The sequence below is a fragment of the Streptomyces sp. NPDC036815 genome (assembly GCF_055609205.1).
In genome coordinates this window covers 124,934-138,092 of sequence record NZ_JBVJPW010000009.1, presented here as the reverse complement: position 1 = coordinate 138,092, position 13,159 = coordinate 124,934, and the positions used below count along the sequence as shown (strand labels likewise).

Below are 13,159 nucleotides of genomic sequence, written 5' to 3'. Positions count from 1 at the left end.
GTGGGGCGAGGACGTATGGACGAGGAGGGCGGGATCAGCGAGGGTGAACGGCCCCGGGGCGCGGACCCCGGGGCCGTACGGCGTCAGGCGTCGCGCGCCGCCATCCGGGCCTTGCGGGCGGCGAGGCGCTCGTCGAACTTCGAGGCCTCCGCGTCGAGGCCGCTCATGAAGAAGCCGAGCTCCTCCTGGGCCTTCAGGCCCTCGGGGCCGAGGCCGTCGATCTCCAGGACCTTCAGGAAGCGCAGCACGGGCTGGAGCACGTCGTCGTGGTGGATGCGCATGTTGTAGACCTCGCCGATGGCCATCTGCGCGGCGGCCCGCTCGAAGCCGGGCATGCCGTGGCCCGGCATCCGGAAGTTGACCACCACGTCGCGCACGGCCTGCATCGTCAGGTCGGGGGCGAGCTCGAAGGCGGCCTTCAGGAGGTTCCGGTAGAAGACCATGTGGAGGTTCTCGTCGGTGGCGATGCGCGCCAGCATGCGGTCGCAGACCGGGTCGCCGGACTGGTGTCCGGTGTTGCGGTGCGAGATGCGGGTCGCCAGCTCCTGGAAGGCGACGTACGCGACCGAGTGCAGCATCGAGTGGCGGTTGTCCGACTCGAAGCCCTCGCTCATGTGCGCCATGCGGAACTGCTCGAGCTGGTCCGGGTCGACGGCGCGCGAGGCGAGGAGGTAGTCGCGCATCACGATGCCGTGCCGGCCCTCCTCCGCCGTCCAGCGGTGCACCCAGGTGCCCCAGGCGCCGTCGCGGCCGAAGAGGGAGGCGATCTCGTGGTGGTAGCTGGGGAGGTTGTCCTCGGTGAGCAGGTTGACGACCAGGGCGATACGCCCGATGTCGGTGACCGGGGACTGGCCCTTCTCCCACGCCTCGCCGTCCTCGAAGATGCCGGGGAAGTTGCGGGCGTCGGAGAACGGGACGTACTCGTGGGGCATCCAGTCCTTGGCCACCTTGAGGTGGCGATTGAGTTCCTGCTCGACCACTTCCTCCAGCGCGTACAGCAGCCGGGCGTCGGTCCAGCTGTCCGCGCTGCCGAGGTGGGGAGAGGTGATCGTCACGGGGGCTCCAGAAGGGGGACGGGAGTTCTTACGGCGGCGCGAGCGGTGCACCGCCTACCTACGGTCTCGTAGGTTACGTTGCCGTAGGTTAAACCCGCCGTAAAGGGTCCGTGAGGCGGGGCCCCGCCCGTCCCCTGGGCAACAACGGCCTCAATGCTGGTCAGCCGTACAGTTCACGCAGCCGCACTGAGAGGCACGTCACACACCCTTCGAGCTTCTCGAACTCACTGATGTCCACCGCAACCGGCTCGAATCCGAGATCGGCGAAGAGCTCCGCGCTCTTCGGCGCGCTCGCCGCCATCAGCAGTTTCGGGCCACCGAGCAGCACCACGTGCGCGCCCGCCTCCTCCGGTACGGGCAGGAGGCGCGGGAAGAGCGAGGCGCTGTCGACCAGCGGCTCGTATCCGATCACCGTCCCGTCCGGCAGCGCCGTCACCGCGGACTTCAGATGCAGGACGCTGGTCACCGGGACGGGCACGATCCGCGCCCCCAGCGGTTCGAAGACGGCCCGCAGCTGCCGCACCCCGTCCGCGTTCGTCCTGCCGCCCCGCCCCACGTAGAGCGTGTCGCCGATCTTGAGGACGTCGCCGCCGTCGAGCGTGCCGGGCTCCCACACCCAGTTCACCGAGCAGCCGAGCCGGGCCACCGCCTCCTCGACCCCCGGCGTCTCGTCCCGCCGGGAGTCCGCGCCCGGCCGGGCGATCAGCGCCACGTTGCGGAAGACGACCACCGCGTCCTCGACGAAGACCGCGTCCGGGCAGGCGTCGGCCGGTTCCACCTCGAAGATCTCCCAGCCGTGCCGGTCGAGGGCCGCCGCGTACGCCTCCCACTGCTCCGCCGCGCGCCGCGTGTCCACCGGGGTGCGTGCCAGGTGGGTGACCAGGCCCTCGGCGAGGCGTGGGCCGGGGCGGCGGATCAGGGCCTTCTTGCTGGGCACGGCTGACTCTCCTCACGCGGCGGGTCGCCGCCGCCCTCGCCGGGCGGGGTCGTGCCGCACATCATGCAGCGCGCTCACGCTCCAGGCCCAGAGTGCTTCGCAGATGATCCGCCGTGAACGACCCCTCGGCGCCGAGCAGCTCCGCGGGCGTCCCCTCGAACACGATCCGCCCGCCGTGCTTGCCGCCGTCGGGGCCCAGGTCGATCACCCAGTCCGCGTGCTTGACGACATCGAGGTTGTGCTCGACGACGAGCACCGTGTTGCCCGCGTCGACGAGCCGGTCGAGCAGCGCGAGCAGCCCGTCGACGTCCGCCATGTGCAGGCCGGTGGTCGGCTCGTCCAGGACATACGTCGTGCCCGTGCGGTGCAGCTGGGTGGCGAGCTTGATGCGCTGGCGTTCGCCGCCGGAGAGCGTGCTCAGCGGCTGCCCGAGCGTGAGGTAGGTGAGACCCACGTCCCGCAGAGCGCGCAGCCGGCGGCGTACCGCCGTGTCGTCGAAGCGCTCGAAGAAGTCCAGTGCCCGCCCGGCCGTCATCCCGAGCACGTCCACGACGGACCGGCCGTCCACGGTGAGCCGCAGCACCTCGTCCTTGAACCGGCGCCCTTCGCACGCCTCGCACGTGGTGGTCACCGGGTCCATGAACGCCAGGTCGCTGTAGATGATCCCGCGCCCCTGGCAACGCTCGCACGCACCGTGGGAGTTGAAGCTGAACAGGCTGGCCTTCGCGCCCGTCTCCCGCGCGAAGAGCTTGCGCACCGTGTCCATGATCCCGAGATACGTCGCCGGGGTGGAGCGGCCCGAGATGCCGATGGAGGACTGGTCCACGACCACGGCCTCCGGGTGCGCCGCGGTGAACGCCCTCGACACCAGCGTGCTCTTGCCGGACCCGGCGACGCCGGTGACCGCCGTGAGCACCCCGGTCGGCACCCGCACGCTCACGTCCTTGAGGTTGTGCAGCGCGGCCTTCTCGATCCAGTGGCCGCCGCGCGCCTCGCGCGGGTGCTCCTTGACGCCGGTGGTGCGCCGCAGATGGCGCCCGGTGAGGGTGTCGGCCCGCCGCAGTTCGTCCGGCGTGCCCTCGAAGACGACCAGGCCGCCGTCGGTGCCCGCCCCGGGGCCCATGTCGACGACGTGGTCGGCGACCGCGATCACGTCCGGATCGTGCTCCACGACGAGCACGGTGTTGCCCTTGTCGCGCAGCCGCAGCAGGAGGTCGTTCAGGCGCCCCACGTCGCGCGGGTGCAGGCCGACGCTCGGCTCGTCGAAGATGTACGTCATGCCGGTGAGGCTGGAGCCGAGGTGGCGCACCATCTTCAGGCGCTGCCCCTCGCCGCCGGAGAGCGTGGAGGTCTCGCGGTCGAGGCTGAGGTAGCCGAGGCCGATCGCCTCGATCCGTTCGAGCGCCGCGACGGCGGCCCGGGCGATCGGCCCCGCCACCGCGCCCTCGACGCGTCCCAACTCCCGGATCAGGTCGGTCACTTCCATCCGGGTGCAGTCGGCGATGCCCAGGCCGTTGACGCGGGTGGCGAGCGCCGCGGGATGGAGCCGGGCCCCGTGGCAGGCCGGGCAGGCGCCTTCGTGCAGGAAGCCCTGCACCAGGTCACGGGTCTTCTGGGAGAGCGTCGAGAGGTCGCGGTTGAGGTAGAGCCGCTCGAACCGGTCGGCGAGCCCCTCGTAGTCGATGTCCCGCGCGCCGCCCGTGTTGTTGACGTTGACCTTCGCCTTCCGGCGCCCGCCACGGAGCAGGAACTGCCGTTCTTTGTCGGTGAATTCACCGACCGGCTTGTGCGCGTCCAGGTCGGGCGAGTTCGTGTACGTCTGGCCCTGCCAGGTCCCCGCGGTGAACGGCGGGAAGAGGATCGCGCCGTCCGCCAGGGACCTGGCGGGGTCGAGGATGCGGTCGTAGTCGGGCCGCACGGTGCGGCCGAGCCCGTCACACCCCGGGCACATGCCCGAGGGGTCGTTGAACGAGTAGGCCGCCGCCGGGCCCGCGCTCGGCGTGCCGTGCCGGGAGAACAGCACACGGATCACGGAGTAGATGTCCGTCATCGTGCCCACGGTGGAGCGGGAGTGGCCGCCGATCGGCTTCTGGTCGACGACGATCGCGGGCGAGAGCTCCTCGATGGCGTCCGCCTGCGGCCGCTCGTACTTCGGCAGCCGGTTGCGGACGTACCAGGTGAACGTCTCGCCCAGCTGGCGCTGCGACTCGACCGCGATCGTGTCGAAGACGACCGACGACTTCCCGGACCCGGACACCCCCGTGAAGACCGTGAGCCTGCCCTTGGGAATGCGCAGGCTCACCTCCCTGAGGTTGTTCTCCCGGGCTCCGTCAATGGTGATGTACTGGTGCGATTCCTGGTGCATGCACCCGACGCTAGGCAAAATACCCGACAGCTTCTGTCTTCTTTTCCTGGGTGATCTCCTTCAGTTCCCCGTCCAGGAGCAGCCACCGCGTGATGCCGATGGACTCCAGGAACGGCAGGTCGTGACTGGCCACGATCAGCGAGCCCCGGTACGACTCCAGGGCCGTCGAGAGCTGCTGCACGCTTGCCATGTCCAGGTTGTTCGTCGGCTCGTCGAGCATGAGGAGCTGCGGCGCGGGCTCGGCGAGCAGCAGCGCCGCGAGCGTCGCGCGGAACCGCTCGCCGCCCGACAGGGTCGCCGCCCGCTGATCCGCCTTGGCCCCCTTGAACAGGAAGCGGGCGAGACGCGCCCTGACGCGGTTGTTCGTCGCCTCGGGGGCGTACGCCGCCACGTTCTCGGCGACGGTCAGCTCACCGTCGAGCACGTCGAGGCGCTGCGGCAGGAAGCGCGTCGGGACGTGGGCGACGGCCTCCCCGGAGACCGGCGCGAGCTCCCCGGCGATGGTGCGCAGAAGCGTGCTCTTGCCCGCGCCGTTGCGTCCGATCAGCGCGATCCGCTCCGGGCCGCGCAGCTCGAACTCGCCCTCCACCCGCGCTCCGTAGCGCAGTTCGAGGCCGCTCAGGGTGAGCACGGTGCGCCCCGGGTGGACGAGGGTGTGCGGCAGGTCGACGCGGATCTCGTCGTCGTCCCGCACCGCCTCCACGGCGTCGTCGAGGCGCTCCTTGGCCTCGGCGAGCTTCTCCTCGTGCATGATGCGGTGCTTGCCCGCGGACTCCTGCGCGGCCCGCTTGCGCGCCCCCATGAGGATCTTCGGCTGGCTTCTGCTGTCCTGGATCTTCTGGCCGTACCGCTTGCGGCGGGCCAGCTTCACCTGGGCGTCGGCCAGGTCGCGCTTCTGCTTCTTCAGGTCGGACTCGGCGACGCGCACCATGCGCTCCGCCGCCTCCTGCTCGGTGGCGAGCGCCTCCTCGTACGCGGAGAAGTTGCCGCCGTACCAGGTGACCTCGCCATCCCGCAGGTCGGCGATCTGGTCGACGAGGTCCAGCAGTTCCCGGTCGTGGCTGACCACGACAAGGACGCCGGACCACGCCTCGACGGCCGCGTACAGGCGCCGACGTGCGTACAGGTCGAGGTTGTTGGTCGGCTCGTCGAGCAGCAGCACGTCGGGGCGGCGCAGCAGCAGCGCGGCCAGGCGCAGCAGCACCGACTCGCCGCCGGAGACCTCGCCCGTGGTGCGGTCAAGGCCGATGTGGCCGAGGCCGAGCTGGTCGAGGGTGGCGCGGGCGCGCTCCTCGACGTCCCAGTCGTCCCCGACCGCGGCGAAGTGCTCCTCACGCACGTCGCCCGCCTCGATGGCGTGCAGCGCGGCGCGGGCCGTGGCGATGCCGAGCACGTCGTCCACGCGCAGGCCGGTGTCGAGGGTGACGTTCTGCGGCAGGTAACCGATCTCGCCCGCGACGCGCACGGTGCCCTCGGTGGGGGTCAGCTCACCGGCGATCAGCTTCAACAGGGTTGACTTTCCTGACCCGTTGGCGCCGATCAGGCCGGTCCTGCCGGGTCCGAAGGAGACCTGGAGGCCGTCGAGGACGGCGGTGCCGTCGGCCCAGGCGAAGGAGAGCGACGTACAGGCGACGGAGGTGGGGAAAGTAGACATACGGGCCTCGCGGTTGCGTGGTGTGGAGCGCGGTCAGGGGCAACGCGTTCGAGACACCGCGGCAGGGGTGTGAGGCCGGAGAAACGAGAAAAGGCCTGTGCCGGGGGACGGGACGGCTCGTATGCCGAGGTCGCACGCGACGTGCACGACAGCGAAAGCTGTGTGACGCGGTGTCTCATGACCTCAGACGAGCAACGTCCTTCTCCTATCGACGGCAACAGAACCGTTCTAGACCGTAGGAGCCCGTGGGGACCGTGTCAACGCCTTATCGTGAGGGCTCGCGACATCCGAAGAGGAGGCACCGTGCACTTCGGAACGCTGTCCCTGCCCGCCAGGCTCTACCTGCTCTCGTGGCACCCGGACAAGCGCAGGTTCGCCGGGGGACCCGATCTCCACCTCGTCGTCCGGGCCGGCGCCCTCGCGGAGCTCGCCCAGCGCGGCATGCTCCTGGAGACGGACGGCATCGTCACCCCGGTCGTCGACGCCCGCACCGGCGACCCAGTCCTCGACGCCCTCCTCGAACTCGTCGAACAGTCCCGTCCGCGCACGTGGCGGGGGTGGATGGCACACCGCTCCCGCGCCACCCTGCGCGCGGTCCGCGACCAGCTCGCCGTCCACGGCTATCTGCGCGAGGGGCGCAGACGCGTCCTCGGGCTCTTCCCCGCCCGGCAGTGGGAACTGGAACGTGTCGGATACGCCGAGGCGCTGCACGCGGAGACGCTCGCCGTCCTGAGCGGCCCGCGGGACGTCACGGAGATCACCGAGAGTGACGCGGCGCTCGCCGTCTGCGCCGCCACCGGCAAACTGCGCCCCGTCGCGACCGGCAGGGACCGCAGGCGGTACCAGGACCGCATCGAGGTCCTGACCGACCGCGGCGGCGACTCACCGGAGCTGCGCACCCTGCTGCACCACCTCCGCAAGGCGCTCGCCTCCGCCGTCGCGGCGGCCGAGGCGGCGCGCTCGTCGGGCGGTGGAGGGGGCGGCTGACCGGGCGGGCCGGGTCAGCAGGCGTCCCGCATCAGCTCGGCGAGGTCCTGGTCCAGATCGACGTGCCGGTGCTCCTGGCCGACCGGGACCAGCACCGTCGTGCGGTGCAGGAAGCGGTGGAGGTCGCCGGTGCGCACGTGGACGATCGCGGTGCCCTCGGGGGCGTGGAACTCCACGACCGTGCGGTCGAAACCGTACGGCCGTACGCGCACGTCGCCGTCACCCACCGCCCGCTCCACGCCGTGGATGAGCAGCTCGCGGGCGAAGGTCCAGTAGACCTCGACGCCCTCCAGGGTCGCGGGCGCGGGGAAGCTCATGCGCACGGCGAAGGGGTCCTGCGGGTCGTAGTGGAGGGTCGCGGGAATGGTCGGCATCCGCGGCGCGGCGGCGACGAGGCGGGCCTCTACGGCTTGCTCGATGACGGTGGACAACGCCTGCTCCCTCACTGACTGCTGGACGACTGGGGTCGGCACTTGACTAGACGACGGAAAGACGGGATCCGTGCACACGGAGGGTGGGCCGGACCGAGTGACCTCTGTCACCGCGACACCGTGGCGGCGCCCGCGGTTCCCGGCGCCCGTCGCACGGGGGACCCCTTCAGGCCATCTGGACGAGCCTGCGCGCGTCGGCTAGCTTCGCCCGGCATGAGGGGCATGGGGAAGACGAAGTCGACGAGGCGGACGATACTCACGGGACTCTGCGGGGCGGCGCTCGCCGGGGCCGTCCTCGCGGCTCCCGGCACCGCACGGGCGGACGGCCCGGCGCACCACCCGGACCGGAGTCCGCGCTGGCAGCTCAAGGACAGCGGCACCGACGCACGCTTCCGCGGCCTCGCCGCCGTCAGCCGGGACACCGCCTGGGCGGCCGGTACGAAGGGAACCGTGCTGCGGACGTCCGACGGCGGCAAGACCTGGCGCGAAGTCTCCCCGCCGGGAGCCGCCGCCCTCGAATTCCGGGACGTCGAGGCCTTCGACGGCCGGCGCGCGGTGGTGCTCGCCATCGGTGAGGGCGAGGCCTCGCGGGTGCTGCGGACGTCCGACGGCGGCAAGACCTGGACGGAGTCCTTCCGCAACACCGACGCCAAGGCCTTCTACGACTGCATGACCTTCTTCGACCGCCGCCACGGCCTGGCCATGAGCGATCCGGTCGACGGCAAGTACCGCATGCTCTCCACCGCCGACGGCGGCCGTTCCTGGAAGGTCCTGCCGAACGCAGGCATGCCCGCCGCGCAGGAGGGCGAGGCCGGCTTCGCGGCCAGCGGCCAGTGCCTGGTGAGCTCGGGGCCGCGCGACGTGTGGCTGGCCACCGGCGGGGCGGCGCGGGCGCGCGTCCTGCACTCCGGGGACCGCGGGCTGACCTGGACGGGCACCGACGCGCCGATCCCTGCGGGCGACCCGGCCCGCGGCGTCTTCGGGCTCGCCTTCCGCGACCGTGCGCACGGCCTCGCGGTCGGCGGCGACTACCGGGCGGGCCAGGCCTCGCCGAAGGCGGCGGCGGTCACCCGGGACGGCGGCCGCCGCTGGGACCCGGCGGGGCGCCCGCCGCCCGCCTACCGCTCGGGCGTGACGTGGCTCCCGCACAGCCGCTCCACGGCCCTCGCCGTCGGCCCCACGGGCACCGACCTCACCACGGACGGCGGCCGGAGCTGGCGGACGGTCGACTCGGGCTCGTACGACACCGTCGACTGCGCCCGGGACCGGGGCTGCTGGGCCTCGGGGGAGAAGGGGCGCATCGCCCGCCTGGAGCGGGACTGAGCCTGTGCCGCCGGTCAGGCGGGGAGCTGCTCGCGGTACGGGGCGAGCTCCGGTGCCGTCTTCGTCGCGCAGAACTCGGTGACGCGGTACTCGCAGACCCCGGCCAGCGTGAACGGGTCCGTCGCGAGGAGCTTCTCGATCCGCGCGCGGTCGTCCGCGACGGCGATGATCACGCCGCCGTCGCGGGGGTTCTTGCGGCCGGAGGCGATGAACACCCCGGCCTCGTACTGCTCGTCGAGCCAGCGGACGTGGGCGGCCAGCTGCTCGTCGACGGCGGCGAGCGGCGCGGTGTAGGTCAATTCGAGGATGAACATGATCGCGAGGCTACCGGGCTCCCCGCGCGCCCGGCCGGGGACCTCGGGCGCTACCGCGCCAGTTCCGCCCGGATCGTCTTTCCGGTGGGGTCGAGCGTGACGCGGACGGCTCTGGCCAGCTGCTGGACCATGGGCCAGCCGAAGCCGCCGGTGCCGCCCTCCAGGTCGGGGGTGCGCTGCCGCGGCGGACGCGGGTCCGCGTCGGTGACGGCGACGGTGATGACGTCGCCGTGGGCGTGCAGGCGCAGCGCGCACAGGGCGCCGCGGGCATGGCGCACCACGTTGGTGATGAGCTCGGAGACGACGAGTTCTATGCTCGCGGCGTGCTGGTCGTCCACGGCGGGACTGAGCCCCTCGACGAAGCCGCGGGTGAGCTCCCGCGCGTCGGAGACCGCCTCGGGGCTCTTGTCGAAGGTGGCCGTGGCCGGTGGCCCGGTGCTGAGCGCTTTGTGCTGTGTCCGCATGAGCCTCCTCCTTCATGGGTTGGCCAGACCGAACGGTGGCCGTACGAGAGGAACTCTTGCCCGAAAAGTGGCGGGTTCAACGCCCTGTTGCGCGGGAGAAATGCCCAGGAGGAGTGCCGAACCGCCGCTCCGCGGCAGGCCGGGCGTCGAACCCGCACGTCGACCGGGTGCGGGAGGTCAGGCGCGCCCTCGCCAGTCCAGGCACACGATCATCGCGTCGTCCTCGGCGTCGATCGGCCCGCGGTACCCCGCGAGCTCCTTCAGCACCGCGCGCGGCACCTGCGAGGGCGGCAGGAGGCGGGTGCTCGTCATCGCCCGGCCGAGCGCCCGCTCGCTGTAGCGCTCGCCCGTCGGCGACGCCGTGTTGTAGACGCCGTCGCTGACGAACAGGAGCCGGTCGCCGGGCCGGACCCGGAAGTGCTCCGTGGTGTACGGGGTGTCCTCGGACATGCCGAGCGGGAGCTGCGCGTCCAGTTCGACGGGCCCCGGCCTGCCGTCGCGCACCCGCCACATCGTCGGAGAGCCCGCGTCGATGATCTCCGTCTCGCCCGTGCCGAGGTGGAAGCGCAGGAGCAGCACGGAGAGGTGGGCGGCGCCCTGGAAGTGTCCGTAGACGGCCTGGTCGGCCAGGCAGGCCTGGTCGGTCAGGGACAGGCCCGCCCGGCGGGCGTTGCGCATCGCGCTGACAGCCAGATTGGTGAGCAGGGCGGCCTGGATGCCCGTCCCCATCCCGTTGGAGATGGTGAGGGTGAGGTGGTCGGCGGAGGTCGACCAGTCGAAGTTGTCGCCGTAGATGGCGTACGCCGGTTCGAGCTGGGCCCCGAGGTCGTACTCGGGGCGGGAGCAGGAGCGGCCGGGCAGCAGCTGCCACTGCATCTCGGCGGCGAGGGTGAGCCGCTCGGCCCGCCGGGCCTGGAGGTAGAGGTCGGTGTCGCGCTCCGCCACCACGATCGCGTGGCCCAGGATCTCGGCCACGTCGGCGAGTTCGCCGACGGTGGCGGGGTCACAGGCCGGGGCGGGGAGGTGCACGGTGAGGATGCCGATGCGGTCTCCCCGTACGGTCACGGGGAGGTGGACGGTGCTCAGGTCCGCGGGGCCGTCCGGCTCGACGTACGGTTCCTGGGCCCCGAACGCACGGCCGGGCGCGCTGGTGTGGACCGGAACGGGCGCCGCGGTAAACGGAAGGGCGTTGACCGGTTGGAGTATGGTCATCGCGTAGTCGGCCATGAGCAGCTCGGCGGAGTGGGCCGCGTAGTGAACAGCGAGAGCCTCCTGCACCGCTTCCACGAGCGCGTGCGGTGCGGATTTGCGCAGTGCACGTTCCACTGCCGTGAATCTGTCCACGTGTCTGGTACCACCTGTTCCGGTTCGGATGAGCTTGTGAAGGAGCCGTGGCCGCCCATGCCTCAGCGACTGACAGGGCCATTGCGAAGTGTCACAGTTGAGGGCATGGATTCCGAAACTTCCGTCGGGGGCCGCCGGGACGCGGCCGCGCATGCTGCCCGGGAAGTCATCGAGCTGCTCGAAGTGCTGTGGAGCAGGGGCAGGGACATCACGCCGACAGCACCTGTCTCGTCGTCGCAGCTGCGTGTGCTGTACGCCCTGGACGGTGCTCAGGGGATCAATCTCCGCACCCTCGGCGAGTATCTGGGGTCGGCGCCGTCGTCGGTGAGTCGTATGTGTGACCGCCTTCACGCCTTGGGCTTCATCGAGCGGTCGCTCAGCTCCGTCAGCCGCCGTGAGCTCGAACTGCGCTTGTCGAGCCGGGGAGAAAATTACCTCAACGAACTGCGGGCCCGCCGGGAAAGCGCGCTGCTCGAAGCCATCTCGGCCATGCGGCCCGCGGAACGCTCGGCCCTGGTGAAGGGGTTGAGCGGCTTCCACGCCGCGGTGGAGTGCACCACGCCCCGGCCGGGTCCGGCGGGCGACCGTGCGGCGGAGTCCGCCTGACGGCCTGAGCGGCACGGCGTCGCGGGCCGTGCGGTGCCCGTTCGCCTGATTGCGCGGGTTTACTTCGGGCGTATCCAGGTACATGCAGACGGTCGTGAAGGACCGAGAGCTGTGGGGTTCGGGTGAATGAGGCGCTGTGGCCCGGCGAGTGGCCGGACCCCGGCGGCAAGGGTGCGGCTGAATCGCGTAGTTGACGCATCGTGGCCTCTGCCTGCGGAAGATCGTCGCCCTCGGTTAACATTTGCCGTGCGACAACAATTGCTAAGGTGGGTGGAATGAACACCAGTGAACCCGAGGCCCGGTTGCGCGTCATCACCGCCCTGCGTGAGCAGGGGGAGAGGGTCGCCGATCGCTGGGTGGAGCTCCAGTCGGCACAGGCGGTCCTGGAGACGGGCATCACCGAGGCCGAACTGAACGAGGAGGCCGACTCCCTGGTCGAGACGCTGCTGGCCGGCCTGGAGACGGACTATCCGGTGCAGCAGGTCGTCGCCTCGCACCAGGGCCTGCGCCAGGCCATCGCCGACCTCTCGCTGCGCCGCGCCAGAGGAGGTGCCTCGGCCTCCGCCACCTACATGGCCGTGCTCACCCTCAAGGAAGCGCTGCTGGAAGCCGTGCAGCAGGACACGCGTGACGTCACCGCGTTGTACCAGGCGGCCCTGTTCATCAACCGGCTCCTCGACACCGCGGGCGCCAAGTCCTTCGAGATCTTCGTCGAGGGCCGTGAGGAGATCATCCGGCGCCAGAGCCGCCAGCTCCTCGAAGTGTCCACTCCCGTGGTGCGCATCTGGGACCGGGTCCTGGCCGTCCCGCTGATCGGTACGCTCGACACGACCCGCACCCAGGTCGTGATGGAGAACCTGCTGGAGGCCATCGAGCGGGACGAGGCGCAGGTCGCCATCATCGACATCACCGGCGTGCCCACCGTGGACACCGCGGTGGCGCACCACCTGATGCAGACGGTCAACGCCGTACGGCTGATGGGCGCCGACTGTGTGATCAGCGGCATCCGCCCGCCGATCGCCCAGATCATCGCCCAGCTCGGCATCGACCTCTCGCGCATCCTGACGCGCGCGACGCTGGCCGACGCCCTCGCCGCCGCCATTCCCCTGCTCACGGACCAGCCGGAGCAGCGGTCCTCGCTCGCGGATGCGCGGTGAGCGGCGGCTTGAGCGGCGTACCGATTCTGCGGCTCGGCGACGTGCTCGTCACCGGCCTGCTGAACGAACTCGACGACCGGGCGGCGCTCGCCTTCACCGAGGAGCTCACGGAGCGCATCGTCGCCGACCGGGCGCGCGCGATCCTGATCGACATCTCGCGCCTGGAGATCATCGACTCCTTCGTGGCACGCACCCTGATGGAACTGACGACCACGGCGCGGCTGTTGGGGGCGCGGGTGATAGTGGCGGGCATGCGGCCGGCGGTCGCGATCACGCTGGTGGAACTGGGGCTGCAGCTGTCCGGCGTGGAGACCACGCTCAACGCGGAGCAGGGGATGATCGCGCTGGGCTGGCAGCCCTCCTCGCGATCACCCAAGGGGAGCCCAGTTGTCCCTCTACGGTGACCTCGACAACAAGCCCGCCGTCCCCGCGCCCGCCCGCGGTGAGCGGCCGTCGGCGAGCTGGTCTGCGGGCCTCTCGGCGCTCTCCGCGGAGAGCGGGGGCGTCCGTGACGAGCACGCC

General features: G+C 71.3%; 13 protein-coding genes. 5 read left to right on the top strand and 8 right to left on the bottom strand.

The features are described from left to right. Positions 1 to 83 precede the first annotated feature (83 nt). The 4 genes from ACZ69I_RS20100 to ACZ69I_RS20085 form a co-directional block, all read right to left on the bottom strand. Entirely contained in the window at positions 84 to 1,055 is a 972-nt protein-coding gene (locus tag ACZ69I_RS20100; protein WP_467673286.1) for an acyl-ACP desaturase, read from the bottom strand. 160 nt (positions 1,056 to 1,215) lie between these two features. After that, positions 1,216 to 1,992 carry a dimethylargininase gene (gene ddaH / locus ACZ69I_RS20095; protein WP_470833616.1) on the bottom strand — a complete coding sequence of 259 codons (777 nt, stop codon included), beginning with the start codon at positions 1,990 to 1,992 and terminating at the stop codon, positions 1,216 to 1,218. A 61-nt stretch (positions 1,993 to 2,053) separates the two neighbouring features. Next, positions 2,054 to 4,357: an ATP-binding cassette domain-containing protein gene (locus tag ACZ69I_RS20090; protein ID WP_470833615.1), complete on the bottom strand. Its 2,304-nt coding sequence runs from the start codon at positions 4,355 to 4,357 to the stop codon at positions 2,054 to 2,056. A 10-nt stretch (positions 4,358 to 4,367) separates the two neighbouring features. Further along, a complete protein-coding gene (locus ACZ69I_RS20085) occupies positions 4,368 to 6,011 on the bottom strand; it encodes an ABC-F family ATP-binding cassette domain-containing protein (protein WP_470833614.1) in 1,644 nt (547 codons plus the stop codon). A 303-nt stretch (positions 6,012 to 6,314) separates the two neighbouring features. Between ACZ69I_RS20085 and ACZ69I_RS20080 the strand changes: the two genes are divergently transcribed. Then, positions 6,315 to 6,998 carry a GOLPH3/VPS74 family protein gene (locus tag ACZ69I_RS20080; RefSeq protein WP_470833612.1) on the top strand — a complete coding sequence of 228 codons (684 nt, stop codon included), beginning with the start codon at positions 6,315 to 6,317 and terminating at the stop codon, positions 6,996 to 6,998. A gap of 14 nt (positions 6,999 to 7,012) precedes the next feature. On the opposite strand, the gene ssgD is transcribed toward ACZ69I_RS20080, so the two are convergent. Then, positions 7,013 to 7,429, bottom strand: coding sequence for a spore wall synthesis regulator SsgD (gene ssgD, locus ACZ69I_RS20075; protein ID WP_467673276.1), 417 nt, complete (start codon positions 7,427 to 7,429; stop codon positions 7,013 to 7,015). A 222-nt stretch (positions 7,430 to 7,651) separates the two neighbouring features. Here ssgD and ACZ69I_RS20070 point away from each other — a divergent pair, with 222 nt between their 5' ends. Beyond that, positions 7,652 to 8,752 carry a WD40/YVTN/BNR-like repeat-containing protein gene (locus ACZ69I_RS20070; protein ID WP_470833845.1) on the top strand — a complete coding sequence of 367 codons (1,101 nt, stop codon included), beginning with the start codon at positions 7,652 to 7,654 and terminating at the stop codon, positions 8,750 to 8,752. Between the two features lie 14 nt (positions 8,753 to 8,766). Here ACZ69I_RS20070 and ACZ69I_RS20065 read toward each other — a convergent pair whose 3' ends face one another. The 3 genes from ACZ69I_RS20065 to ACZ69I_RS20055 all read right to left on the bottom strand — a co-directional run bounded on the left by ACZ69I_RS20065 (position 8,767) and on the right by ACZ69I_RS20055 (position 10,874). Further along, the gene (locus ACZ69I_RS20065) at positions 8,767 to 9,066 is read right to left on the bottom strand and encodes a YciI family protein (RefSeq protein WP_467673274.1); all 300 of its coding nucleotides are present in this window, start codon (positions 9,064 to 9,066) and stop codon (positions 8,767 to 8,769) included. 50 nt (positions 9,067 to 9,116) lie between these two features. Then, positions 9,117 to 9,530 (bottom strand): ATP-binding protein, encoded by a 414-nt coding sequence (locus ACZ69I_RS20060; protein ID WP_470833611.1) that lies wholly within the window; start codon positions 9,528 to 9,530, stop codon positions 9,117 to 9,119. 177 nt (positions 9,531 to 9,707) lie between these two features. Next, the gene (locus tag ACZ69I_RS20055) at positions 9,708 to 10,874 is read right to left on the bottom strand and encodes a PP2C family protein-serine/threonine phosphatase (protein WP_467673270.1); all 1,167 of its coding nucleotides are present in this window, start codon (positions 10,872 to 10,874) and stop codon (positions 9,708 to 9,710) included. A gap of 105 nt (positions 10,875 to 10,979) precedes the next feature. Between ACZ69I_RS20055 and ACZ69I_RS20050 the strand changes: the two genes are divergently transcribed. From ACZ69I_RS20050 to ACZ69I_RS20040, 3 genes are all read left to right on the top strand, one after another. Beyond that, a complete protein-coding gene (locus ACZ69I_RS20050) occupies positions 10,980 to 11,480 on the top strand; it encodes a MarR family winged helix-turn-helix transcriptional regulator (protein ID WP_467673268.1) in 501 nt (166 codons plus the stop codon). Positions 11,481 to 11,755: 275 nt separating this feature from the next. Continuing rightward, positions 11,756 to 12,637: an STAS domain-containing protein gene (locus ACZ69I_RS20045; RefSeq protein WP_467673266.1), complete on the top strand. Its 882-nt coding sequence runs from the start codon at positions 11,756 to 11,758 to the stop codon at positions 12,635 to 12,637. Positions 12,638 to 12,645: 8 nt separating this feature from the next. Beyond that, positions 12,646 to 13,041 (top strand): STAS domain-containing protein, encoded by a 396-nt coding sequence (locus ACZ69I_RS20040; protein ID WP_467673264.1) that lies wholly within the window; start codon positions 12,646 to 12,648, stop codon positions 13,039 to 13,041. Positions 13,042 to 13,159 lie beyond the last annotated feature (118 nt).